The sequence below is a fragment of the Rothia sp. HMSC036D11 genome (genome assembly GCF_001814205.1).
Taxonomy (GTDB): domain Bacteria; phylum Actinomycetota; class Actinomycetes; order Actinomycetales; family Micrococcaceae; genus Rothia; species Rothia dentocariosa.
Window position 1 is genome coordinate 130,358 of record NZ_KV815315.1, and the last position, 24,865, is coordinate 155,222.

The following is a 24,865-nucleotide window of genomic DNA, read 5'->3' on the forward strand; positions in this document are numbered from 1 at the left end:
TTTTATGAGTCTTTGTTCAGGGAACATGAGCGTTTATTGCATGATATATAGAGGATTTTTGACTCCAAAAAAAATTAAAACTTCAGAAACACATACCCCTGAACTGCGTGGTACGTATGGTAGTCTTGGTAAAAGCAAGAGACCTTTAAATCCGTCCCGTGAGGCGGGGAAGGAGTCAGCTGTGTCGGGGACATCTGTACCCTATGAGCCTGGTGCGCATCCTATAGGCGCGCCTATAAAAACGCCCAATGAAGGGCACACTATCCTTAGCGACGATGAGATCCGTCGCGCTCTTACACGTATTGCTTTTGAAATTCTTGAGTCTAATAAGGGAACCGATAACCTGGTGCTTTTAGGTATTCGGTCTCGTGGATACCCGTTGGCACAGCGTCTGGCACAGCGCATCCAGACGAATGACTCAAATTTTGATCTCAAAAATGGCCTGGGCGCTCTCGATATTACCTCGTATCGCGATGACCTCACCGATGAGGAATATGAAAACCGCAGCGCGGGGGAGTCCTTGATCCCGGTGGGTGGTCTCGACGGCAAAAATGTGGTTCTCGTCGATGATGTTCTGTACTCCGGCCGCACTGTTCGGGCCGCATTGGACGCCCTTAACGAATACGGACGTCCGGCTCTGGTGCGTCTTGCTGTGTTAGTTGATCGCGGGCACCGGCAACTCCCAATTCGCGCCGACCACGTGGGGAAAAACCTTCCGACCAGTGCCTTAGAGAAGGTTCGTGTGGTACTCGAAGAAACGGATAACGCCACAGACCGCGTTGATATCATTCAGCTGGAAGGACAGCTTTCATGAAACATCTGCTTGACACTCGCGATCTCACACGAACTCAGGCCATTGAAATACTCGACGTTGCTGATTATATGGCACAGGTTAAGGCAGAAAACCGGAAGCTCAATGTGCTTGCCGGCAAGACTGTAGTCAACCTTTTCTTTGAAGACTCAACGCGTACCAGACTGTCCTTCGAATCCGCAGAGAAACGTCTGGGCGCCGATATCACCAATTTTGCTGCGCGTGGTTCATCGGTTTCTAAGGGAGAATCCCTCAAAGACACTGCTCAGACTCTCAAAGCGATTAGTGCGGATGCCTTCGTGATTCGTCATTCGGCTTCGGGTGCTCCGCAGCGTCTTGCCGAGGCTGGGTGGACCGATATTCCCGTGCTGAATGCGGGGGACGGCACGCATGCGCATCCGACACAGGCTCTTTTGGATGCGGTTTCGCTACGCCAGTTTAAGGCCCAACGTGATGGTCTGGAATCACCGCGAGGAACCGATTTAAACGGTATGCGCGTGCTGATCGTAGGGGATATTCTGCATTCTCGCGTGGCACGATCGAATCTGTGGTTGCTGAAAAAATTGGGGGCTGATGTCGCTTTCGTGGCTCCGCCTACGCTTTTGCCTGTGCATACCGAACGTTGGAAGCAGGATTGGGGACTGGAAGTTTTCCACGATTTCGATGACGCAATTGCTACAAAACCTGACGCGGTGATGATGCTGCGTATTCAAAAAGAGCGTATGAACGCCGCTTACTTTCCCTCAGCAGAGGAATATACCGCCCTGTGGGGACTCACCAAAGAACGTTTCGAGAATCTGCTGGCGCAGCCTCAAGAAATCGCAATTCTGCATCCCGGTCCTATGAACCGAGGGCTGGAGCTGTGCGCCGAAGCCGCCGATTCTCAGAACGCCTGGGTGCTGCGCCAGGTTAGTAACGGCGTGGCGGTTCGCATGGCGGTGCTGTACTTGCTCTTGACTGACGGGTCAAGCGAGAAACTATACTCCGGCGACGAATCCTAATGCTATCCGAAAGAAGGAATACACATGAGCACGTACTTTATTAAAGGCGCCTCCCTGCTGGGTGAGCGCGTTGCCGATATCCTGATTGAGGATGGCAAAATTGCGCGTATCGGTCACGATATAGAGACCGCAGACGCTCAGGTCGTTGATGCCTCTGGTCAGATTGCTCTTCCCGGTCTGGTCGATATTCATACTCACCTGCGCCAGCCCGGATATGAGGCTTCTGAAACCGTAGAGACCGGTACTCGCGCAGCGGCTTTAGGCGGCTACACGGCCGTTTTTGCGATGGCGAACTCGCTTCCCGTTGCAGATACTGCAGCCGTAGTTGAACAGGTTAACCGTCTGGGTAAAGAGTCCGGTTGGTGCCGAGTGCAGCCCATCGGCTCGGTGACAGTTGGGCTGAAAGGCGAATTCCTCTCGGACATTGGTTCTATGGCGACCTCTGAGGCGAAGGTTCGAGTGTTCTCGGATGACGGCATGTGCGTCTACAACCCGGCGATTATGCGCCGTGCTCTTGAATACGTAAAGACTTTTGACGGCGTGATCGCCCAGCATGCGCAGGAGCCCCGCCTCACTGAGGGTGCTCAGATGAACGAGGGCAAGGTTTCCGCTGATCTGGGGCTTACCGGCTGGCCTGCTGTGGCTGAAGAAGCTATTATCGCCCGCGATGTTCTGCTGGCTGAGCATTTGAACTCGCGTCTGCATATTTGCCACCTCTCGACTAAAGGCTCGGTCGAGGTTGTGCGTTGGGCTAAGTCTCGCGGCGTGCAGGTAACCGCCGAAGTCACCCCGCATCACCTGATTCTGACCGATGAAAAGGCGCGCACTTACGACCCGATTTTTAAGGTGAACCCGCCTTTACGCACCGAAGAGGATGTGCTTGCTCTGCGACAGGCTGTTGCCGACGGCATTATTGATGTTATTGGTACCGACCATGCACCGCATCCGGCAGAAAGCAAAGAATGTGAATGGGCGTGTGCTGCAAACGGCATGACCGGTCTTGAGCAGGCACTCTCGATTATTCAGATGACCCTTGTGGAGCCGGGGCATATTACCTGGGCTGATGTCGCACGGATTATGAGCGAAACTCCGGCTAAAATTGGCAGCCTGGATGCTGAGCAGGGCCGTCCGCTTGCCGAAGGTGAACCAGCAAATATCGTGTTGGTTGATCCGAAGGCTACCCGTGTTATTAAGCCTGAGGAGCAGGCCACGAAGGGCAAGAACAACCCGTATCGTGGGATGGAGGTTCCCGGTGCTGTGCGCGCAACTTTTTACGCGGGGCATCCGACCGTTTTGAATGGCGAACTCGCGAGCCCTCACAGGCAGGCTTGATCGTTCCTAAATACAGGGGTAAAACCGCTGCAATAAACCGAGGAGAAAGAAGAACCGTGGAAAAACTGATTCCCACCCTTATCTGCGTTGCCGTGGTGGCGCTGTGCTTCTTCGGTATATGGCGCGGCTGGAAATCCCGGCTCAAGCGGCAGTCCACGATGTTCGGTTCGCTCAAAGACGTTCCCGAACGCTACGACGGGCTTGAAGCCGAGGCGGCGTTTGAGGGGGAGTATGTGAGCACTACGATATTCGGTGATGAACTGAACCGTGTGGGGTTCGACCAGCTGGGGTTCAAAACAAAATCCACGCTCCTGATCTACTCGGACGGCATTATCTTCACCCGCAACGGTGCTAAAGACCTGTGGATTCCCGCGAAGAAACTTGCGGTCATTACCACCGGGCGGGGAATGATCGGCAAGGTTGTAGAACGTGACGGACTTATCGTGATCGGTTGGACTCTTGACGGCCACCGTGTGCAGACCGGATTTCGCACTCGTTATGCCGATCAGAAGAAAATTGCGTTTGAGAAGCTTCGCGAGATCTCGCCGGATGCGGTCGATAGCCCCGAAAAATGGGTGCGGGAAGAGACGGCACATCACTAATACACATACAACTCACCCACAAAATGCCCGCTAATTGCGAACGGCATACCAAGAATTTCCTGCACACAGTGTTCCACTTATAACGGGCACAAGCAGGGGAACAGACCACCGAGAAAAGGAAAGTAAGAGCATGACTGAGATGACACGTTCCGGTGCTTTGGGCACGGACCGCGCGTTACTCGTTCTTGAGGACGGCACCATCTACCGAGGCTACGGGTACGGTGCAATTGGCGCATCCTTAGGCGAAGCAGTATTTTCCACCGGCATGACCGGCTACCAAGAAACACTGACCGACCCCTCCTACGCAGGGCAAATCGTGGTGCAGACCGCGCCTCATATCGGTAACACCGGTGTGAACAAGGTAGATGCAGAATCCCGCAAAATTTGGGTTGCCGGGTACGTGGTACGAGATGCCGCACGTGTTGCTTCCAACTGGCGTGCAGAACGTACCTTGGATGACGAACTCAGGACCCAAAGTATCGTGGGCATTCAAGGCATTGATACTCGTGCGCTGACTCGCCGCCTACGCTCTAGCGGTTCAATGCGTGCAGGTATTTTTTCGGGACGCCACGCCAACCGTCCCGAAGCCGAACTTTTGGAAGCGGTGCGCGCCTCCGAGCCGATGGCGGGCCGTAAACTTGCCGACACCGTTTCCGTGACGGAAGCCTACACGGTTGAACCTCACCAATACGGCTGGTTCGCTCCGCCGGTTGCCACCATTGCCGCACTCGATCTTGGCATCAAATCTATGACCCCGCAGCGTTTCGCGGAACGCGGCGTGCGTGTACATGTACTGCCCGCAAACACAACCCTTGAGACCGTAAATGCGCTTCGCCCAGACGGCGTATTTTTCTCCAATGGTCCCGGCGACCCGGCGACTGCTGACGAACAGGTTGAACTCCTGCAGGGTGTACTGCGCCAGGGCACCCCGTTTTTCGGTATCTGCTTTGGCAATCAGCTTCTCGGTCGTGCGCTCGGGTTCGGGACCTACAAGCTGCCCTTTGGACACCGCGGTATCAACCAGCCCGTCATGGATAAAACCACCGGCAAAGTTGAAATAACCGCCCAAAATCACGGGTTCGCCGTCGATGCGCCTATCGGTGAATACGTAACCGCCCCCAACTCCGAATTCGGCGAGGTCATGGTTTCCCATGTGGGGCTGAATGATAACGTGGTCGAGGGGCTAACCTGCAAAGATATTCCCGCGTTCTCGGTTCAATACCACCCGGAGGCAGCCGCAGGTCCGCACGACTCCGCATACCTTTTCGACCGTTTTATTGACCTCATGACCTCCACCAAGAAGACTGCAAAGGAAGCCTAAATGCCACGTCGTACCGACCTTAACAGCGTCCTTGTCATCGGCTCAGGTCCGATCGTCATCGGTCAGGCAGCCGAATTCGATTACTCCGGCACTCAGGCTCTACGTGTGCTCAAAGAAGAAGGCGTGCGCGTTGTCCTCGTAAACTCCAACCCGGCGACCATTATGACCGACCCTGAGTTTGCAGATGCCACCTATATTGAGCCGATTACTCCCGAAGTCATCGCTAAGATTATCGAAAAAGAACGTCCAGACGCCATTCTTCCTACCTTGGGCGGGCAGACTGCACTCAACGCTGCTATTGCTCTCGATAAGCAGGGAACTCTGCGCGAATACGATGTTGAACTCATTGGCGCAAATATCGAAGCCATAAACCTGGGCGAAGATCGTGAAGCATTCAAAGGCGTGGTAGAGCGCGCGGGCGGCGAATCGGCACGTTCGATCATTGTGCACTCCATGCCAGAAGCTCTTGAAGCGGCCAAAGAGCTCGGTTATCCCATGGTCGTGCGTCCTTCCTTCACCATGGGCGGACTTGGCTCCGGCATGGCCTACAACGAAGAAGATCTTTACCGCATTGCCGGCGCAGGTATCCAGTATTCGCCTACCTCCGAGGTTCTGCTCGAAGAATCTATTCTTGGCTGGAAAGAATACGAACTCGAAATGATGCGCGACAAAAATGACAACGTCGTGGTCGTCTGCTCGATTGAAAACTTCGACCCGGTCGGCGTGCACACTGGCGACTCCATCACGGTGGCGCCTGCCCTCACCCTCACCGACCGTGAGTACCAAAAACTTCGCGATATCGCTATCAACGTGATCCGCGAAGTTGGGGTTGATACCGGCGGATGCAATATTCAGTTTGCCGTAGACCCTAAGACCGGGCGCATCATCGTTATCGAAATGAACCCACGCGTTTCACGCTCTTCAGCGCTTGCGTCTAAAGCAACCGGGTTCCCGATCGCTAAAATTGCGACCAAACTTTCGCTGGGTTACACCCTGGATGAGATTCCGAACGACATCACCCAGAAAACGCCCGCATCCTTTGAACCGACCCTCGACTATGTGGTTGTCAAGGTGCCGCGTTTTGCCTTTGAGAAGTTCCCGGCAGCTGATCCGACTCTCACAACCACCATGAAATCGGTGGGTGAAGCAATGGCACTGGGCCGTAACTTCACCGAAGCACTCCAGAAGGCTATGCGCTCTCTAGAGCAGAAAGGTGCTTCTTTCTCGTTCACGAAGCAGCAACTGAATGCCGAAGAACTTGACACGCTTATCGAGAAGACCAAAGTACCCACCACGCAGCGTATCTACCAGGTGCAGCAGGCACTCTTGGCGGGGGCATCTATCGCGCAGGTTTTTGAAGCCACCAAGATTGATCCATGGTTCTTAGATCAGCTGGTGCTGCTGAATGAAGTCGCCGGGATTGTGCGGGAAAATCGCGATAACTTGACCCCTGAAATCCTGCAGCTGGCAAAACGCCACGGCTTTTCCGACCCGCAAATCGCAGAGATTATCGGCTCTTCTGAGGACGTTGTGCGCGGTGTGCGCCATGCCCTAGGTATTCGCCCCGTATTCAAGACTGTTGATACTTGTGCGGCTGAGTTCGAGGCGTTTACCCCCTATCACTACTCTAGTTATGATTCTGAGGATGAGGTCGCTCACCATGAGACTCCCTCGATCATGATTTTGGGGTCGGGGCCGAACCGCATCGGCCAGGGTATCGAGTTCGATTATTCCTGTGTACACGCTTCGCTGGTGCTGCGTTCGCTGGGGTACGAGACGGTTATGGTGAACTGTAACCCGGAGACTGTTTCAACCGACTATGATGTTTCGACTCGCCTGTATTTTGAGCCGCTGACGTTGGAAGATGTGCTCGAAATTGTTGAATCGGAGCGCCGCACGGGCGGCTTGTTGGGCGTTTTCGTGCAGTTGGGCGGACAGACTCCGCTGAAGCTTGCGAAAGCCCTCAAAGATGCCGGTGTGCCGATTTTGGGCACTACTCCCGAAGCTATTGACCTTGCTGAGGATCGCGGCGAGTTTGCGCGCGTGCTGGAGGAAGGTGGCCTGATCTCGCCGAAGAATGGTACCGCATATACCTTCGAGGGCGCCAAACGCGTTGCCGATGAGATTGGGTACCCGGTGTTGGTTCGTCCCTCCTATGTGCTGGGCGGGCGCGGTATGGAGATCGTCTATGACGAAGCAAATCTTGCACGCTACCTTGAAAATGCGACCGAGGTTTCTCCCTCTCAGCCAGCGCTCATCGATAAGTTCCTGGAAGACGCTATTGAGATTGATGTGGATGCGCTCTTTGACGGCACCGAGCTCTACTTGGGCGGTGTCATGGAACATATTGAAGAGGCCGGCATTCACTCAGGTGATTCCTCCTGCACCTTGCCGCCAATTACCTTGGGCCCCGATGTGATCGCCAAGGTTAAAGAAGCAACCGAGGCTATTGCGCGTGGTACCGGGGTGCGGGGTCTGATTAATATTCAATTTGCTTACGTCTCCGAGAATCTGTTCGTGATTGAAGCGAACCCACGCGCGTCTCGCACCGTACCGTTTGTCTCGAAGGCAACCGGCGTGCAGCTAGCAAAGGCTGCCGTGATGATCGGTTTGGGGAAAACCATTGCTGAACTGAAGGCAGAGGGATACTTGCCTAAGAACATGGATGGTGCATCCCTGCCGCAGAATACTGCAATTGCAGTTAAAGCAGCGGTTCTTCCGTTTAGCCGCTTCCGCACTCCTGAAGGTGTGGTGGTTGATTCCCTACTTAGTCCCGAAATGCGCTCGACCGGCGAAGTCATGGGTCTTGATACCCTCTACGACACTGCCTTTGCGAAAGCCCAGGCAGGTGCTGGGTCACCGCTACCGACCGAGGGCAAGGTCTTCGTTTCGGTGGCTAACCATGATAAGCGCAATGTGATTATCTATGCCAAGATGCTTGAACAGCTGGGCTTCGAGATTGTCTCCACCGGCGGCACTGCAGATGTGCTTCGTCGCAATGGTGTGAATTCCACGGTTGCCTCCAAGTTTGCGGAGGCAAACGGTCAGCATTCGATCGTTGATATGGTGCGCAATGGCGAAATTGATCTGATTTTGAATACACCTGCTGGCGGTGCAGCTCGTAGCGATGGCTACGAAATCCGTGCGGCCGCGGTCAGTGTTGGTTGCCCTGTGATGACCACGATTTCGGAGTTCGCGGCTGCTGTTCAAGCTATTACCGCGCTGCGCGAGCGTAGCTGGGAGATTATAAATCTGCAAGAGCATGGTGAGTTCTTGCGGACCGCCTGTACCGGCGAACAGGTGGGTGAGGGGGAACTTTCGTGATCCCCTTCGGTGATCGTCTTGCGGCTGCGATGGACGAATACGGTCCGTTGTGTGTGGGTATTGACCCGCATCCGAACCTGCTGCAGGCGTGGGGACTGGAAGATTCTGCCGAATCTCTGCGTACCTTCACCACAGCTGTCTACGAAGGATGCGCCCCCTATGCCGCAGCGCTTAAACCCCAGGTTGCCCTGTTTGAGCGCCACGGTTCCGCAGGTCTTGCCGTGTTGGAAGAGCTCTTTGCTCGCGCCGATGAAGACCGGGTTCTAATCGTGGCGGATGCAAAACGCGGTGATATTGGCTCGACTATGAAAGCCTATGCGGATGCTTGGCTCGGTACCTCTTCACCACTCGGCACGGATTCGGTCACGCTAAGCCCATATTTGGGCTTCGAGTCGCTTCGCCCAGCGCTGGATGCGGCAACTGCGAACCAGCGTGGAACTTTCGTGCTGGCGCTGACCTCAAACCCTGAGGGTAAGAGTGTGCAGCATGTGGGCAAAGCAGAAGATACCGGCGCGGTAGCGAAGCAGGTTATTGCCGCAGCTACCGCAGAGAACACTGCACAGACCTGGGAACGCATGGGTTCATGCGGTCTAGTTGTGGGCGCCACCGTAGGGGAGGTCCTCAAAGAATTGGCGATAGACCTGAGCACTTTCAACGGTCCCATTCTTTCGCCGGGATATGGTGCCCAGGGGGCTAGCGCTGAGGACCTATACCGAATTTTTGCAGGTGTTGAATCTCAGGTTTTGGTGAATTCCAGCCGTGGCGTGCTCTCTGCAGGTCCGCAGCTGACTGACCTGGCGCGGGCGGCGCGGAGTGCACGTGACGATTTAGTGCGTGCACGTGGCACATCGTAACTCGTTGTGATCGTGTGGTGGCGTACAGAGTTTATCTGCTCTGTGCGCCATTGCGCTGTGTTGAGTCTGAAAGGCTTTACGTTACGAACCTCAGTTCATCGTTTTACAGTGCAACATGCTAAGTTAGAAAACGTAAGAACGCTGATTTATATACATATATCGCTTGATGGGAGACCCCATGCCGATTACGCCGCTAACCGATGAGGTGCGTGCATCAGCACGTGAAAAGGCGTTGCTTGCCCGTACTCGCCGCCAGGAAGTTAAGCAGGCACTTTCTACCCGTGAGCTGTCGGTACGTCAGGTACTCGATCTGGTCGATGACGACCAAGCTCTTGCAAAGATGCCTGTTGATCAAATGCTCCGTGCCCTTCCGGGAATTGGTGCTGTTCGTGCCGAGAAAATTATGGAAGAGCTACAGATCGCGCCGACCCGTCGTTTGGGCGGTCTTGGCGTGCATCAACGCCGTAAAATGGTGGAGTATTTTAACCGCAATGTTCGGCATACACGCCGCCGCAACGGTCGGTAGTTCTCGCCGCCGAATAAAATACGCATTATTACATCACACCGCAGGGAGAACCCGATGACTGCTCAACCTAGACTTACCGTTCTGGCTGGTCCCACCGCCGTGGGTAAGGGAACCGTCTGCCAGTATATTCGTGAGCACTATCCGAACGTCTGGTTTTCCGTTTCGGCAACTACTCGTGACCCTCGCCCCGGCGAAGAAGAGGGTGTGCACTACTTTTTTGTCTCGCATGAGGAATTTGATCAGATGATCGCTGACGGACAGATGCTTGAGTATGCGGTGGTGCACGGTAAGAATAAATACGGTACTCCACGTGCTAAGGTTCAGGAAGCTCTAGATGCTGGCCGCCCAGTAATCCTTGAGATTGATCTTCAGGGGGCTCGGCAGATTCGGGAGTCTATGCCGGAGGCACAGCTGATTTTCTTGGCACCGCCCAGCTGGGATGAGCTCGTGTCTCGATTGGTGGGGCGCGGTACTGAATCAGAGCAGGAACAGCAGCGGCGTCTTGAGACCGCCAAAATCGAGCTTGAGGCCGAAAGCGAGTTCGACGTAACCGTGGTCAATGATTCGGTAGAGCGCGCGGCGCAGGAGATTGCGCACATCGTGGGCGCTGAATCTGCTGAAGCATAGGTACGTATTTGGGCGGCGTGCCGGGTATTACTGTGCTTTCTCGTTAGGGTACGTGATTTTTACCGAGTTTAGCGGTAGAATATTGCTTTAGTTTTGGCTGAGTTCGTGTACATGAATGTCAGCAGTGTACAAAGACAACATATTGGAGTTTCTGTGGTAAACGAAATCAAAGAGCACGAAGACTACAACTTCGTTGATGGCGTAGCTCCCGAGGGGATTGTGAACCCCAGCGCGGATGCGCTGATTCAGAAGGCTGAGTCTAAGTACGGGCTGGTGATTTTCGGTGCTCGTCGTGCTCGCCAGATTAACGCTTATTACGCGAATCTGCAGGAGAGCGCGGGCGACCACGTTGGTCCTCTGGTTGAGTCTGAGGCTAATGACAAGGCTCTTTCGGTTGCAATGCGTGAAATTATGGCAGATCAGATTGTTGCCGATCACGTGCCGGATGGGCACTTCAACGAAGACGGTTACCTGGTTCCTGAGGAATTCGCATCCTTAGGTCTGGGCGACGCCGATTTCGGTGCTATCGAGGAGGAGTACATTCCTGCCGGTACCGAAGAGGTTATTGCTCTTGAAGAGGTTGTTATTGACGACTCCGCTGAGTAAGGGACGTTTATAAATACCCATGCGCATTATCGTTGGTATTGGAGGGGGCATTGCCGCGTATAAAGCGGTAATGCTCCTTCGTCTTTTCGCAAAAGATGGGCATGAGGTTATTGCCATGCCCACCGAAGCTGCCCTGGAATTTGTGGGTAAAGCTACCTTTGAGGCCCTGAGCGGAAACCCGGTTTCCACGAGCGTTTTTGAGCGTGTTCCTGAGGTTAACCATGTTCGCCAGGCCGAACTAGCGGATGCGATTGTTGTAGCACCGGCGACCGCCGATTTGATGTCTCGGTTGGCGGCGGGGCGCTGCGATGATTTGCTCTCTGCTACGGTACTGACTACTCACGCGCCGGTGATTATGGCTCCAGCTATGCACACTCAGATGTGGGAGCATCCGGCAACGCAAACGAATGTGCAGGCTTTGCGCGAACTTGGGTATCACGTGATTGAACCGGCGGTTGGGCGTCTAACGGGTCCCGACTCGGGGGTGGGCCGCATGCCGGAGCCGGAAGATATTTTTGAGGCGGCGCAGCGCGTAATTGCCGAGTTCCCGAAGGGGGAGCAGCACCCTTCGCAGATTCCAGGATATACGCCCACACGTCCGGTTCACCCTGGCTCGGCGGAAGAGCCTAGCAGCTCATTTGTATTAGGTGTTGAGCCCGGGCCTGGAATTTTGGCGGGGAAACGCATTGTGATTACGGCGGGAGGCACCCGTGAGGCCTTGGATCCGGTACGTTTTTTGGGTAACCGCTCAACAGGTAAACAGGGTGTAGCTTTGGCACAGGCTGCGCGTGATCTGGGAGCATCGGTACATCTAATCGGCGCTAATCTTGAAGTCCCCGAGCCCGAGGGCGTACAGGTAACCCGAGTGGTGAGTGCCCGTGAACTACACGATGCCGTGCTGGAAGCTCAGAACAGCGCCGATATGCTTATTATGTCTGCAGCGGTTGCAGATTTTCGGCCTGCCGAATACGCCGAGTACAAGATTAAGAAGACCGCAGATTCTTCGGACGCTCCCACGATTCAGCTGGTACGCAACCCGGATATTCTGCGTGAAGTCGTGGATCTTCGACAGAAGACAGGTACCGGTGCGCACTTGATTGTAGGTTTTGCCGCAGAGACTGGGTCAGCTGAGCGAACCCCGCTTGAGCTTGGGCGCGAGAAACTGGCGCGTAAGGGGTGTGATTTTCTGGCTCTCAACACGGTGGGCGTAAATCAGGGTTTCGGAACCGATGATAATACGATTACGTTGCTCTCTTCGCTCACAGATCGGGAACCTGTTTTTTCAGGCTCTAAACAGGTAGTTTCCGATCAGATATTGCGCACTCTTGCACAGTATGTAAAGCCCTGAGAAAAGCACAAATACGCCTAAGGTGCAGCCGATTAAGTTTGTGACTTCCTCCCTCCGAGCCTGTGTAACGTTCTGTCATAATTGATACACGAGTTCACATCCTTGGGTACTGTATCCCGCGTGCCCCAAACCTAGTAGAGTAGAAACCGTGAGTAATAACCATCTACGCCTTTTCACCAGCGAGTCGGTGACTGAAGGGCATCCCGATAAAATTTGTGACCAGATTTCTGATGCGATTCTTGACGGCATTATCGCGCAGGACTCCACCGCGAACGTTGCTGTCGAAACAATGGTGACAACCGGCCAGGTTCATGTTGCTGGCGAGGTGACAACCTCAAGCTATGTTGAGATTCCATCGATCGTTCGTGAAACTATTCTAGGTATTGGCTACGATTCATCGACCCGCGGTTTCGATGGTGAATTCTGCGGCGTATCGGTATCAATTGGCGAGCAGTCACCCGATATTAATGCTGGTGTGTATGAGTCTTTAGAGGCTCGCAGCGGTATCGCGGTTGATGATTATGACCGCCAGGGCGCGGGCGACCAGGGCATTATGTTCGGGTACGCTTCGAACGAGACGAATGTATTGATGCCTGCACCGATTTGGCTGGCGCATCGTCTCTCGGAGCGTCTGACGAATGTTCGTAAAAACGGTACGCTGGTGAACCTGCGCCCGGACGGCAAAACTCAGGTTACTTTGGGGTATGACGCCGATAATAAGCCTGTTTCGGTTGATACCGTGGTGGTTTCTAGCCAGCACACCGCCGATTATGATTTAGCGGATTTGCGTGCGGATATTATCAAACACGTGATTACTCCGGTTCTGGACGCCGCCGAGTTTGATAGCTCGAACACGAAGTTTATTGTGAACCCTGCCGGTCGTTTTGTGCAGGGTGGTCCCGTGGGCGATGCCGGTTTGACCGGTCGCAAGATTATTGTTGATACCTATGGCGGTTCGGCTCGTCACGGCGGCGGTGCGTTCTCGGGCAAGGATCCTTCGAAGGTTGATCGTTCTGCGGCATACGCCATGCGTTGGGTCGCCAAGAATATTGTGGGCGCTGGTCTTGCCGACCGTGCTGAGGTTCAGGTCGCTTACGCTATTGGGCAGGCGGCACCTGTGGGCCTGTACGTTGAGACTTTCGGAACCGAAAAGGTTGATCCTCTCAAGATTGAGAAGGCCGTGCGTGAGGTCTTTGACCTGCGCCCGTTGGCTATTATCAATGACCTTGATTTGCGCCGACCCGTCTATAAAAAGACCGCGGCTCACGGTCACTTCGGCCGCAATGAACCCGAGTTCACGTGGGAGCGCTTGGACCGTGTTGAGGCTCTGCGTTCGGCGGTTTCAGCATCCTAATGCGTGAACCTGCGAGTATGCAGCCCAATGACGCGGATGCTCAGAACCCTACCGATACTTCGCCGATGAATGCTTCGGCTTCTGAGCCCGCTCAGCAGGAATCCCTGCAACAGCCTGATCTGTTGCAGGGATTTCCTGCTCTTCGCGACGCCCTGATTCCTCCCGAGCCTGAGCCGGTTGATGTGCATCGGCAGCTTGCTCAGAGCGGGGTTCCGTATCCGGTGGCGCGGGTTCGGTTGGATAATACCCTGCCGCATCTTGACCGTACCTTTGACTACCAGGTTCCCGCTGAGCTGAGCGAAGATGCAGTTCCCGGCGCTCGGGTGCGTGTGCGGTTCGGCTCGCAGCGGGTTACGGGTTTTATTGCGGAGCGCGCCGAAACAACCGATGTTGCTAAGGGACTGCAGCCGCTTTTATCGGTTCTGTCTCGGATCCCTGCGGTTTCTGCCGAAATCTTTGACCTTGCAGAGGCACTTGCCGATCGGTATGCCTCAACGGTAGCGAATGTTTTGCGGCTTGCGGTGACGCCGCGTGTGGCATCTCTTGATAAACAGTACGCGCAGTTTTTGCCCACATTCTCCGAGCTTATGGGTCTGCCGCAAGGATCTGATGAAACCTCCGATAAGGCGGAAGACAGCACTTCTGAATCGGTCGCCGAAGATGGCTTAGATACCGACCACGAGCCGCAGGAGGAAGTTTCCGAGGAATTACCGACCAGTGGTTCGCCCTCTTTAACCGATGATATTCGCGGTTTCCTCTTGGGCGGTTTCGCGCCCTACCAGCTTCACCCGCCTGCCGCTCAGGTTTCGGCGGAAGACTCCCGTGCCTTTAGCGATTATGAGAATGGCGCTGAGTTTTTAGAGGATCTGGCGGCTGGGTCTCCGGCGCGTGCGGTCATGAATGTGCTGCCCGCGCATCCTGAGTTTGATTGGGCTGAGCTACTGGCTATTGCCGTGGTAACGGCGGCTGCGAATGGCCGTGGTGCCTTGGCGGTTGCTCCCGATCAGAAGACTCTCGACAGGCTTGAGTCCGCGCTGAAACGTCGGGTGCCAGCGGGTGCTTATGTTCGGTTGAGTTCAAGCGATAAACCGCATAGCCGGTATCACGCCTATTTGAAGGCGCGTTTGGGGCTGGTGCCTATTGTGATTGGCACTCGTGCGGCAGCATACGCGCCTGTTGCCAATTTGGGGCTGGTGGTGTGCTGGGATGACGGCGATTCTTCGCTTGTGGAGCGCCGTTCGCCCTATTGTCACGCGCGCGATGTGCTGTTATTGCGCGCTCAGGCAACGGATGCGGCGGCGCTGTTCGCCGGGTACGCGATGAGCAGTGAGTCGGCACGATTGGTACGCACCCGGTGGGCTTCGCATGTGCGGGCACCTCGGGCGACGGTGCACGAGTTTTCGCCGCGCATTTTTTCGACGGGCAATGACTACCAGTTGGCGCGTGACCCGTTGGCGGCTGTGGCGCGTATTCCTCGGTTGGCGTTTGAGCGTGCGCGTGTGGCTCTGCAGCATGGCCCGGTGTTGGTGCAGGTTGCGCGCAGCGGCTATGTTCCGTCGTTTTCGTGTCAGCGGTGCCGTATGCCCGCGCGCTGTAATACATGCCGGGGGCCACTCTCGTTAGCGGTGGGTGCCTCGGTGCCGAGTTGTTCGTGGTGCGGGCGTTTGGCACAGCAGTGGCGGTGTGCGGAGTGCGGGTATGATCAGTGGCGTTCGGGTACCGTGGGGGCTTTGCGTACCGCGGAGGAGTTAGGGCGCGCCTTCCGGGGTGTCCCGGTGATTTCTTCGGCGGGGGATCATGTGCGTGCTTCGGTGGGTGCTGAACCTGTGCTGGTTGTGGCGACCCCGGGGGCTGAGCCTGTGGCGTTCGGCGGTTATGCGGCCGCGTTGCTTTTGGATGCCGATTCTATGCTTCGTTTTGATTCTTTGCGTGCCCCGGAGGCCGCGTTACGGCGCTGGTTTAACGCGGCCGCGCTGGTGCGTTCTGCGGCTCAGGGTGGGGTTGTAGTAACGACTGCCTCGCCATCGCCGGTGGAGCAGGCGTTGGTTCGGTGGGACCCCACATGGTTTGCGCTGTACGAGCTGGATGAGCGGTCGCAGATCGGTTTGCCCCCGGCGGTACGCACAGCGGCTATTACGGGTATTGAGGATGATGTTCAGGCGTTCCTGGCGGAGCTGAACCTGCCGGAAGGTGTTCGGGTGACCGGGCCTGTACCGCTGGATGAAGATTACTTTACACATCAATCTGCCGGTGTCGAGAGCGGGGGAGAGGGGGATATATCTGAGCTTTCACCCTCAGGAACCGAGGATGCGGTTCCCGGCGACTGGCGCGCTATTCTCTTCTTCTCCTACGCTCAAGCACCACAGGTTACCCACGAGTTACGCTCCGTGCGTGCGGCACTCTCAGCGCTAAAGCGTGTCGGAGCGGTGCAGGTCCGCTGTGATGGGCTGGATGTGTTATAAATCTAAATATCTGATAGGTTCTATATGGAAGGAGAATCAAATTGTCTTACTCTATCATAACCCCTTGGGAAGAAATGGAATATCCCAATAATGTTGGGGTAATATTTACTGACTCAAATTTCATGATTAATTTAGGGAAGGAATTCTTTGCGAAACCTGGTATACAAAATAGAAATAAAAGACGAGATGACTTATTAGATCTATTTAAAAGGATAAGGGACTATAATATACAATTAAATCCCTCATTGTCGATCACCGAAAGTTGCATTTCTCGTACTGGAGAATTTGATTTAAATCGATATAATAAATTTAACTATATATTTGATTCGGTATCAAACACTGGTTACTCTAAAATAATACGTCAACTTGAGGGTAATAGGCCATTAATAGAATATACCAATAGTGTTAAAAATTTAAGAGGTATGAATATGTATAATTTATCATCTAATGACTTCAAGTTTCCGCAATATCCATTCGATATTCTTAAGAGTAGTATTATTGTGCGAAACCATTACATGCCTGGATTATATGGGTCTATTCTTAAATTAGTAGATATATATAGACAAGGCGGGGACCCTGAAGTTATGTATGAAGAATTTATTGACTGGTCTATGGATGACCTTGGACGTCTTAGTGCTTATGTTACATGGATGGCTGCTACCTTACTTTTTGGAGATAATGCATCATCTGGGAAAGTTAAGAAGATTATAAAGTATAGAGGGAATAACGTTTCATCTCCTAAGGATCTAGCTCAAGATTGTTGGAATGGGGCTTGGGATAGCTATTTTATGAACATATTGGAAGGTGGTTTTTCGTTTTTACCGGTCAAGAAATATTTGAAAAATAAAAATTTAGCTTTAATTACAGAAAATAAAGACCCAGTAGTTTTCCGTAGAGGAATCAAGAATAAATATCTATTTATTGATAATAATAATGTAAGTAATTTTATGGCAGCAAATCTCCGATTGTCTAATAAATATAAAAATAAGGATTTACAATGTTTTGAATATAGAACGAGAGAATTTTTTGAACGTTCTAAACGAGATCAAGGATATCTGGATAAAAAAGCTATATTGACGGTCGATAAATTAGAAGATGAGCTAGGAATCAAAGAAAAAACAATCTGGGATATTTCGATTTAATAATCTTGTGTTGTGCTTCTTTATAGGTATATTGAGATATTCTGATTATTTGTCACCCCTCAAAACCCTCACCAGCTTCAACGCCGAGTCGCGCCACGAGTAGTGTGAAGCATCCTGCAAGCCTTCGAGGATGATGCGGTCGCGTACCGTTTCGTCTTCGAGGGAACGGATCGCCTCAACCCAGGCGGGTGCAGCTGCCTGCGGGTCTTCGGTTACAGGAGCGAAAACGGCGTGCGGGGCGATCTCGCGGAAAATATCGATATCGCTAATCACGGCGGGGCAGCCTGCAGCCTGCGCCTCTACCACGGGCAGGCCGTATCCCTCGGCTCGTGAAGCCGTCACCAGTGCATGCGCAGATTCTAACAGTTCCGCATACTCTTCATCGGAAACCCCGTTGTGCACCACCACGTTCGAGCTTGCCGCCAGGGAAGAGAGCAACCCCTGTTCCTCAAGTTCGGCGCGGCGCGCATCCGGCATCTTTGACAGTAAATGCAGCGTGTACTCCGGCAGCTCACGCATGGCGTACAGCAGTGTCTCCACATTCTTATACGGCATGAACGAGCCCATATACACCAGGTGCCTGCTCGCGCCCTCAGCCCGTGACTTCGCACGGCGCAGGGCCTCATCTTCGCTCACCACCGACCCCGGCTGCGGCGCGTTCGGTACCACGTGTAGCGGCTTCTCTGTCAACCGGTGCTCACGAATTAGCCGCGCCGTAGACTCCGAAACCGTCACCACGGCATCTGCCCGGTTCAGCAGCATGCGCTGCGGTGTATAGCTCTTATGGAACAGCCGCCACCCAGCACGCACCGGTGCAGGCAAAAACCCCGGAGGGGTTGGGTGCGCATAATAAATCAGGTCATGCAGGGTCAGCACCAGCTTGAACTTGCGCCCCACCGAACCGATCGTCTGCATAGGCGAGAACACCACATCCGGCTTGTACTTATTGAGCTGAAGAGCCGCAGTCGGTTCTAAGGGGCCGGTCGGCGAACAAATCTTCACATGCGGCAAATCCGGGAGCATCTGCAGCTGGCGTTCATCACTAATCACCATCACCAACTGCAGATCGGCGACCTCGGAGGCACCGGAATCCATCAAATCCTTCAACGCGCCCAACAGCGAAGCGGTATACCGGCTAATGCCGTCGTGAAAGCCAATGCGTGTATAACGGGCGTCAACCATAAGTTTCATAGGATTCTCCTTGGGATTACACCGTAAAATCTTCGTGCGTGAATTCTGCAATCAAACCTGCCGCCACTGTAGGCGTCTCATAATGAATCAAATGCCCAACCTCAGGAATCATCTCAAAACGTTCACCAGGGGGGTGCGGGCGCCCCTTAAGCGCGGCAAACATGGCGCGTGCCGTCTGTGGGGTACCCAAATCATCGTCTTCGGCAACAAGCATCTGCACGGGAACCTGAATCTGCGGGGCAAACTCGGCGGCAGTTGCCGAAATCGAAACCTCATAAGCCTGCAAAACACCCTTACGCGATCCGAAAGACCCAAAATAGGCGGCGTGCTGGTTATTGATAAAGCGGCGCATGTCCGGTTCGCGGGTGCGCATCATCAGCTCGCTCGTCACACGGGTAATCAGTTGTGAACGCAGCAATGGATAACCAATTTTTTCGGGAAGCGCCGCACCCACGCGATAATAAAACGATGCCGCCCGCGAAGCAATCTTCTGTGACCCTTCGAGTGCGGGCTCGCTAATGGGGTTAATGAGCGTTAGGCGGTCAAGTCCGTGCGGATATTCAGCGGCATAAGCAGCGGTTACGATAGATCCAAACGAGTGCCCTACCACGTGAATATCAGAGCCATCAGGGCATACAGGGTTTATCTGCCCAATAAGCGCGTGCAACCATGCGGTATAGCCCTGTAAAGAAACAGTCATGGGCAGGTCTTCTGAACGTCCGAAACCTGGCAGGTCGGGGCTGATAATACTAGCTTCGGGTAAGAGTTTCAGAAGCCTGTTCGCAATTATCTCAAGCCCGTGATGATCGCCGCGGAACCCGTGAATCAGCAGGATTTTTGGAGAGCATTCGGAGGGAAAAACGCCGGTGTTCATGCCCGCACCGTACTGCCAATACCGTGTAGTTGCCCCAAACAGCTCTATTTCAAATCTGGTGCCCGGGATGAGTGCCCCCGGCACACTTTCAAGAACGGTACTGGGTGATGCCACGGCGGGTGCCTTTCGTGTGTTGCGGGCTCGGTCACTGTAAATCCCTGAGAGAGATTCACGGAGGGCGTGCGTAAACCGGCTTACGCACACAATGAGTTCTCTCAGTGTACGTGGAATTTCTGTGTAGGTGCTGGAGATTTAGATGAAAAGTCAAACAATATTCAGAGTTTTTCATCGTATACGGCTGAAAATGGTTTATACGCGCAGGGTTACTCCTGGGGGAAACGAAAGCGAGGCTGGCGGGGCGGCGGGGCATCCACGATATGAAACGGGAACTCGTGAGTTTATGAATACATCAAGAAACCTTTGTGGGTACACGCTAGAATAGGTTGGTTAGCGAAAATCAAACGTCAAAGGAATCGTAGTGTCTGCTGAGGTAGAGACCGAACGCACCGAGAATGCATATGACTTCCGTGCACAGGAAGCGAAATGGCGCCCCTACTGGGAAGAAACGGGTGTCTTCAAACCAACCGGCAACGCCGCGAAAGGTCGCCGCTATGTGCTAGACATGTTTCCGTACCCCTCAGGTGACCTGCATATGGGCCACGCAGAAGCGTTTGCTATTGGAGACATGAATGCCCGCTACTACAAGCAGTGCGGCTACGATGTTCTGCACCCTATCGGTTGGGATTCCTTCGGTTTGCCCGCAGAAAACGCTGCTATCAAGAACGGTACCCACCCAAAAGAGTGGACCTACAAAAATATTGACACGCAGGCAGAATCTTTCAAACGCTACGCTATCGCCGTGGACTGGGATCGACGCCTGCACACCTCAGACCCCGAATACTATAAGTGGACCCAGTGGCTTTTCGAGCAGTTCTATAAGAAGGGCCTGGCCTACCGCAAAGACTCAATGGTGAACTGGTGCCCCAAAGATCAGACCGTGCTCGCGAACGAGCAGGTGGTTAACGGTGCCTGTGAACGATGCGGCACCACGGTTACCAAAAAATCGCTGAATCAGTGGTACTTCAAGATTACTGACTACGCTCAGCAGCTTCTTGACGATATGGAGCAGCTTGAGGGCAAATGGCCCGAACGTGTTCTGCTGATGCAGCGGAACTGGATTGGGCGTTCCGAAGGTGCTGAGGTTCGCTTCGAGATTGAGGCTACCGAGGCGCAGCCTGCCGAATCCTTCACGGTCTTCACCACCCGCCCAGATACCCTCTACGGTTCAACCTTTATTGTTGTTGCCGCTGACTCGACTTTTGCCGAGAAAATTGTGACACCCGATCAGGCACAGGCGCTAGAAGACTACCGCGAGCAGATTAAGGCGCTCAGCGATATTGACCGCCAGTCTTCCGAACGTGAGAAGACCGGTATGTTTACTGGGCGTTACGCAATCAACCCGCTGAACGGCGCAAAGCTGCCGGTGTGGGCTTCCGATTACGTACTTGCCGATTATGGTACCGGCGCTATTATGGCGGTGCCTGCACATGATCAGCGCGACCTTGACTTCGCCAAGAAATTCGACCTGCCGATCGTGACGGTACTCGATGTTGAGGGCGAGGAAGACCCTGCCGAGTCGGGTATCGCCACTGCGGGCGATGGGGTGCTCATTAACTCCGGTGAACTAACCGGACTTCCCAAGGCAGAGGCTATTGCGAAGGCTACCGAGCTGGTTGAGGCTGCCGGCACCGGCGAAGGTAAGGTTATTTACCGCCTGCGCGACTGGTTGCTCTCGCGCCAGCGTTTCTGGGGCACGCCTATTCCCGTGATTCACTGTGAGGACTGTGGCGAGGTGCTGGTTCCTGAAGAACAGCTGCCGGTTCTGTTGCCGGATAATCTGCGTGGCGAGCAGCTGGCGCCCAAGGGACAGTCGCCCCTTGCTGCCGCCGATGATTGGGCTATAGTTCCCTGCCCACAGTGCGGTAAGAGCGCCCGCCGCGATTCCGACACGATGGATACCTTCGTGGATTCTTCCTGGTACTTCCTGCGCTATGTTTCGCCCCGTTACGCCGAAGGCCCCTTCGACCCGCAGGCGATCAGGGAATGGGGCGCGGTCAATATGTACGTGGGCGGTGTGGAACATGCGATTCTGCACCTGCTGTATGCGCGTTTCTTCACGAAAGTTATTCGTGATTTGGGGCTGATTGAGCACGGCGAGCCGTTCAAAGCTCTCATGAATCAGGGGCAGGTTCTCAACGGCGGTAAGGCCATGTCGAAGTCGCTCGGCAACGGCGTAAACCTGGGTGAGCAACTTGATAAGTTCGGTGTGGATGCGGTGCGCACCACCATGATCTTCGCTTCGCCGCCCGAAGATGATGTGGACTGGGCGGACGTTTCACCCGCCGGTTCGCAGAAGTTCTTGGCGCGCGCATGGCGTATTGCTCAAGACGTTACCTCCGAACCTGGCGTGGATGCGGCATCCGGCGATGCGAACCTACACAAGCTGGTGGCGCGTACCATACACGATGTGAAACAGCTTCTTGACACTGGCAAGTTCAACGTGGTGGTCGCCAAGACTATGGAGCTGGTGAATGCTACCCGTAAGGCTATCGATTCGGGCCCTGGGGGAGCGGATCCTGCGGTGCGCGAAGCCGCCGAGACTATCGCAATCTTGTTGTCACTCTACGCGCCGTACACCGCCGAGGACATGTGGCACGCGCTGGGATACAATAACCCGGTGCTGACCGCAGGTTTCCCGCAGGTAGATGAATCCCTGCTCGTGGATGATACCGTCACCGCAATCGTGCAGATCAAGGGCAAAGTGAAGGCGCGCCTTGAGGTATCAAAGGATATTTCTGAAGCTGAGCTTGAAAAACAAGCCCTGGAGGATGAGACTATCGCGAAGCTGGTGGAAGGCTCGGAAATCCGTAAGGTGATTGTGCGAGCCCCCAAACTGGTGAATATCGTCATCTAGAGTTTTCAAAACGTTGATGCGGTGCCGCCGGAAGAAAACTTTTCGGGTTTTTCTTTCGGCGGCACCATTCTTTTTAGCTATGATAAGAAAGTCGGGTATAGCAAATCGCCATATTTTTAAGATTCAGGAGGTGCCTTATGGGACGCATCGCCGTCGTGACAGACTCAGCCGCTGCTATTACTCCTGAAATTCTTAAAGAGCGGCAAGAACGCGGTGGGTTTGCCGTGGTACCCATGCCGGTATCCGTTCAAGAGACGCCCGTACGTGCAGGAATCAGGGGCACCCGAGTCGATACGAAAACCCGCGATTTAACCGGTCTTAGTCCCGAGGAAATTGACGAAGCCATTTTGATGGCGCATGTCCTCGGAAATACGGTCCATACCTCCGGTCCAGCCCCCGGTGTCTTTGCCGATACCTACGATACCCTTGTTGATGAAGGGTACGAGCATATTCTGTCGATACATCTCTCCGGAGAGCTCTCTGGAACCGTTGAATCAGCGCGAGTGGGTGCGCAGCTTTCTAAAGCGCGAGTGACCGTACTTGATTCCCGCACCGTCGCCGGAGCCTATGGGCACGCGGCATTGCACGCCCATGATGTAGCCGATATTTGCGATAGTCCTGAGGAGCTTGCCGAAGTGGTTACCGGTATATGCGCCGAGACCGATATTTATTTCTACATTCCTACTCTCGATGCGCTTCGTCGCGGGGGCCGTGTCTCGCCCGCATTGGCAATGGTAGGGCAGATGTTCCAGATCAAGCCTATCGGCACGGTCGCGGATGGAAAACTGACCTATGTTGAGCGCCCCCGTACCGCAACGCGCGCGAAAGAACGCCTCACGCAGATTATTCGCGACGTTTGTACCAAGCACCAATCGGTAAAAAAGCATCCTGCAGCTGCGGCTGCGCAGCACGACGTACGACCAACCGGTCACGTGGTAGCGCTTCACCATATGGGTAACCTCGCGGAGGCTAAAGCCTTGCAAGATTCGTTGGGCGCCTTCGCTTCGGATGCGGTTCTCAGCTCTCTCCCGCCCGTATTAGCGGCACATTCCGGGCTGGGTGCACTTGCCGCTGTCATCTATTAGCCATGCGATGTGAGAATGTCATATTTCTTTGTGTGGCCACTAAAATAATTACCCGATTCACCCGCAAAAATTGGCGTAACCCTGTGGATAGCCGGTTTTTGTGTCCCGCTCGGATAGTTATCCACAGAATATAGGAACCGCCCGGCGGGGGCGTAAGCACGCGGCTAGGCTTGCACTATGACCCGCGATAACGCCCACCAAGCATTTCATCCACTAAGCTCTTCTATGCAGACGCTAACCGAAAGAGCTGAGACGTCGGTACCAGCACAGGAAGCTCAGACAGAGAAGCAAAGCCCCTATGAGATCTGGGATGACGAGCCCACAGAACGCCTTATGCCGCATGATGATTTTGCGGAAGGGTCTGCTTCTTCTGCCTCGGTGGGGAAGAGCCCTCGAAGACTCTACTCAGATTCTTACGAACAAACCGTGTATGAGCAGCATGAGTCGGCATCTGAACAGCTTTTAAGACGAGCTAGACAACGCGCCACTCATAGCACCGAACCAGACGATTTGGCGGAAAGCTACTACGAGGGCACACAGCAGCAGATCTCCGCGGTAAAACCTGCGCACAACCCTGCCAAGGAGCAGCGCGGCGAGCACACTACTCACGTTATTGCACAGCGCGAGAATATGCCCGAAGAGCTCATTCAGGATGAATGGGACGAATGGGAAACACCAGCGAAAACCCGTGCTTTTCGGTGGAAGGTTCCGCCCTATGCCGTCTTCGTTTTAGCCTTGGGCGTTCTAGGAATTATTCTCTGGGGGTTGCTAGGATTTACACCCACTCCGCAAGCAAACGAAGAGTCTACCAGTAGCGCCCAGGTGGCGGCGCCAGGGGCTAGCTCATCCGTAATTCCGAGTGCCACCCCTTCAGATTCATCTGCGCAGAATAAGGTTCCGAATAAGAATGGCACTATTCGAGTGCATATAGCTGGAGCAGTCAAAACTCCTGGCGTGCAAACGCTCCCTGCTGATGCCCGTGCCATTGATGCCCTTGAAGCCGCAGGAGGCGCAACCCCGGATGCCGACCTCAACCGGGTGAACCTCGCGGGCAGCCTTAGCGACGGCACACAGCTTTACATCCCCAAGACAGGGGAGACCGCTGCACCGGTACTTGCCGCACCAGCCGGGGGAAACAGTGCTTCACCCAACGGTTCTCCGGGAGCCGCGCAAAATCCTGCGGCACCGAAATCTTCTGCGGGCGCTGGGCAGCAGGGCGCACCGGGTTCTCCTATCAACCTGAATACTGCGACTGCTGAGCAGCTGCAGACTTTGCCGCGCATTGGTCCTTCTCTAGCCGCCCGCATTATTTCTTGGCGTGATGCTCACGGAGGCTTCAAAAGTGTTGATGAACTGGATGCGGTACCTGGCATCGGTCCCTCTCTCATGAGTTCGTTGCGCCCGCTCGTCACAGTCTAAATCCGTTAGCGT

19 protein-coding genes are annotated in these 24,865 nt (G+C 54.3%); 17 read left to right on the forward strand and 2 right to left on the reverse strand.

The features are described 5' to 3' along the window. Positions 1-181 precede the first annotated feature (181 nt). From pyrR to HMPREF2958_RS08825, 14 genes are all read left to right on the forward strand, one after another. Positions 182-814: a bifunctional pyr operon transcriptional regulator/uracil phosphoribosyltransferase PyrR gene (gene pyrR, locus HMPREF2958_RS08760; RefSeq protein ID WP_004004726.1), complete on the forward strand. Its 633-nt coding sequence runs from the start codon at positions 182-184 to the stop codon at positions 812-814. After that, a complete protein-coding gene (locus tag HMPREF2958_RS08765) occupies positions 811-1,812 on the forward strand; it encodes an aspartate carbamoyltransferase catalytic subunit (RefSeq protein ID WP_070697690.1) in 1,002 nt (333 codons plus the stop codon). Before pyrR ends, HMPREF2958_RS08765 begins: the two co-directional genes overlap by 4 nt. Positions 1,813-1,836: 24 nt before the next feature. Beyond that, a complete protein-coding gene (locus HMPREF2958_RS08770) occupies positions 1,837-3,144 on the forward strand; it encodes a dihydroorotase (RefSeq protein WP_070697697.1) in 1,308 nt (435 codons plus the stop codon). A 56-nt stretch (positions 3,145-3,200) separates the two neighbouring features. Next, on the forward strand, positions 3,201-3,746 hold the full coding sequence (locus tag HMPREF2958_RS08775; RefSeq protein ID WP_070697699.1) for a PH-like domain-containing protein: 546 nt from the start codon (positions 3,201-3,203) through the stop codon (positions 3,744-3,746). A 130-nt stretch (positions 3,747-3,876) separates the two neighbouring features. Continuing rightward, on the forward strand, positions 3,877-5,067 hold the full coding sequence (gene carA, locus HMPREF2958_RS08780; protein WP_070523968.1) for a glutamine-hydrolyzing carbamoyl-phosphate synthase small subunit: 1,191 nt from the start codon (positions 3,877-3,879) through the stop codon (positions 5,065-5,067). Beyond that, positions 5,068-8,391 carry a carbamoyl-phosphate synthase large subunit gene (gene carB / locus HMPREF2958_RS08785; RefSeq protein WP_070697701.1) on the forward strand — a complete coding sequence of 1,108 codons (3,324 nt, stop codon included), beginning with the start codon at positions 5,068-5,070 and terminating at the stop codon, positions 8,389-8,391. Next, complete coding sequence (gene pyrF / locus HMPREF2958_RS08790; RefSeq protein ID WP_070697703.1) at positions 8,388-9,245, forward strand: orotidine-5'-phosphate decarboxylase; 858 nt, start codon at positions 8,388-8,390, stop codon at positions 9,243-9,245. Before carB ends, pyrF begins: the two co-directional genes overlap by 4 nt. A 178-nt stretch (positions 9,246-9,423) precedes the next feature. After that, positions 9,424-9,771 carry an integration host factor, actinobacterial type gene (mihF, locus tag HMPREF2958_RS08795; RefSeq protein WP_013399113.1) on the forward strand — a complete coding sequence of 116 codons (348 nt, stop codon included), beginning with the start codon at positions 9,424-9,426 and terminating at the stop codon, positions 9,769-9,771. A gap of 54 nt (positions 9,772-9,825) precedes the next feature. Continuing rightward, complete coding sequence (gmk, locus tag HMPREF2958_RS08800) at positions 9,826-10,398, forward strand: guanylate kinase (RefSeq protein ID WP_070697704.1); 573 nt, start codon at positions 9,826-9,828, stop codon at positions 10,396-10,398. Positions 10,399-10,551: 153 nt separating this feature from the next. Next, positions 10,552-11,004, forward strand: a complete 453-nt coding sequence (gene rpoZ / locus HMPREF2958_RS08805; RefSeq protein WP_004004717.1) for a DNA-directed RNA polymerase subunit omega — start codon at positions 10,552-10,554, stop codon at positions 11,002-11,004. Positions 11,005-11,023: 19 nt separating this feature from the next. Continuing rightward, positions 11,024-12,352, forward strand: a complete 1,329-nt coding sequence (locus HMPREF2958_RS08810) for a bifunctional phosphopantothenoylcysteine decarboxylase/phosphopantothenate synthase (protein WP_070697706.1) — start codon at positions 11,024-11,026, stop codon at positions 12,350-12,352. A gap of 148 nt (positions 12,353-12,500) precedes the next feature. Further along, entirely contained in the window at positions 12,501-13,706 is a 1,206-nt protein-coding gene (gene metK / locus HMPREF2958_RS08815; RefSeq protein WP_048754032.1) for a methionine adenosyltransferase, read from the forward strand. Positions 13,707-13,723: 17 nt separating this feature from the next. Beyond that, on the forward strand, positions 13,724-16,168 hold the full coding sequence (locus HMPREF2958_RS08820; protein ID WP_070697844.1) for a primosomal protein N': 2,445 nt from the start codon (positions 13,724-13,726) through the stop codon (positions 16,166-16,168). Between the two features lie 41 nt (positions 16,169-16,209). Continuing rightward, on the forward strand, positions 16,210-17,310 hold the full coding sequence (locus tag HMPREF2958_RS08825; protein WP_070697708.1) for a hypothetical protein: 1,101 nt from the start codon (positions 16,210-16,212) through the stop codon (positions 17,308-17,310). Between the two features lie 45 nt (positions 17,311-17,355). Here the strand turns inward: HMPREF2958_RS08825 and HMPREF2958_RS08830 are convergent, their stop codons facing one another. Beyond that, on the reverse strand, positions 17,356-18,501 hold the full coding sequence (locus HMPREF2958_RS08830) for a glycosyltransferase family 4 protein (protein ID WP_070697710.1): 1,146 nt from the start codon (positions 18,499-18,501) through the stop codon (positions 17,356-17,358). A gap of 16 nt (positions 18,502-18,517) precedes the next feature. Beyond that, the gene (locus HMPREF2958_RS08835) at positions 18,518-19,489 is read right to left on the reverse strand and encodes an alpha/beta fold hydrolase (protein WP_070697712.1); all 972 of its coding nucleotides are present in this window, start codon (positions 19,487-19,489) and stop codon (positions 18,518-18,520) included. Between the two features lie 364 nt (positions 19,490-19,853). On the opposite strand from HMPREF2958_RS08835, the gene leuS reads away from it, so the two are divergent. From leuS to HMPREF2958_RS08850, 3 genes are all read left to right on the forward strand, one after another. Continuing rightward, entirely contained in the window at positions 19,854-22,349 is a 2,496-nt protein-coding gene (leuS, locus tag HMPREF2958_RS08840) for a leucine--tRNA ligase (protein WP_070697714.1), read from the forward strand. A 137-nt stretch (positions 22,350-22,486) separates the two neighbouring features. Further along, positions 22,487-23,434, forward strand: a complete 948-nt coding sequence (locus HMPREF2958_RS08845; protein ID WP_070697716.1) for a DegV family protein — start codon at positions 22,487-22,489, stop codon at positions 23,432-23,434. A gap of 177 nt (positions 23,435-23,611) precedes the next feature. Then, positions 23,612-24,853, forward strand: a complete 1,242-nt coding sequence (locus tag HMPREF2958_RS08850; protein WP_070697718.1) for a ComEA family DNA-binding protein — start codon at positions 23,612-23,614, stop codon at positions 24,851-24,853. Positions 24,854-24,865: the final 12 nt, after the last annotated feature.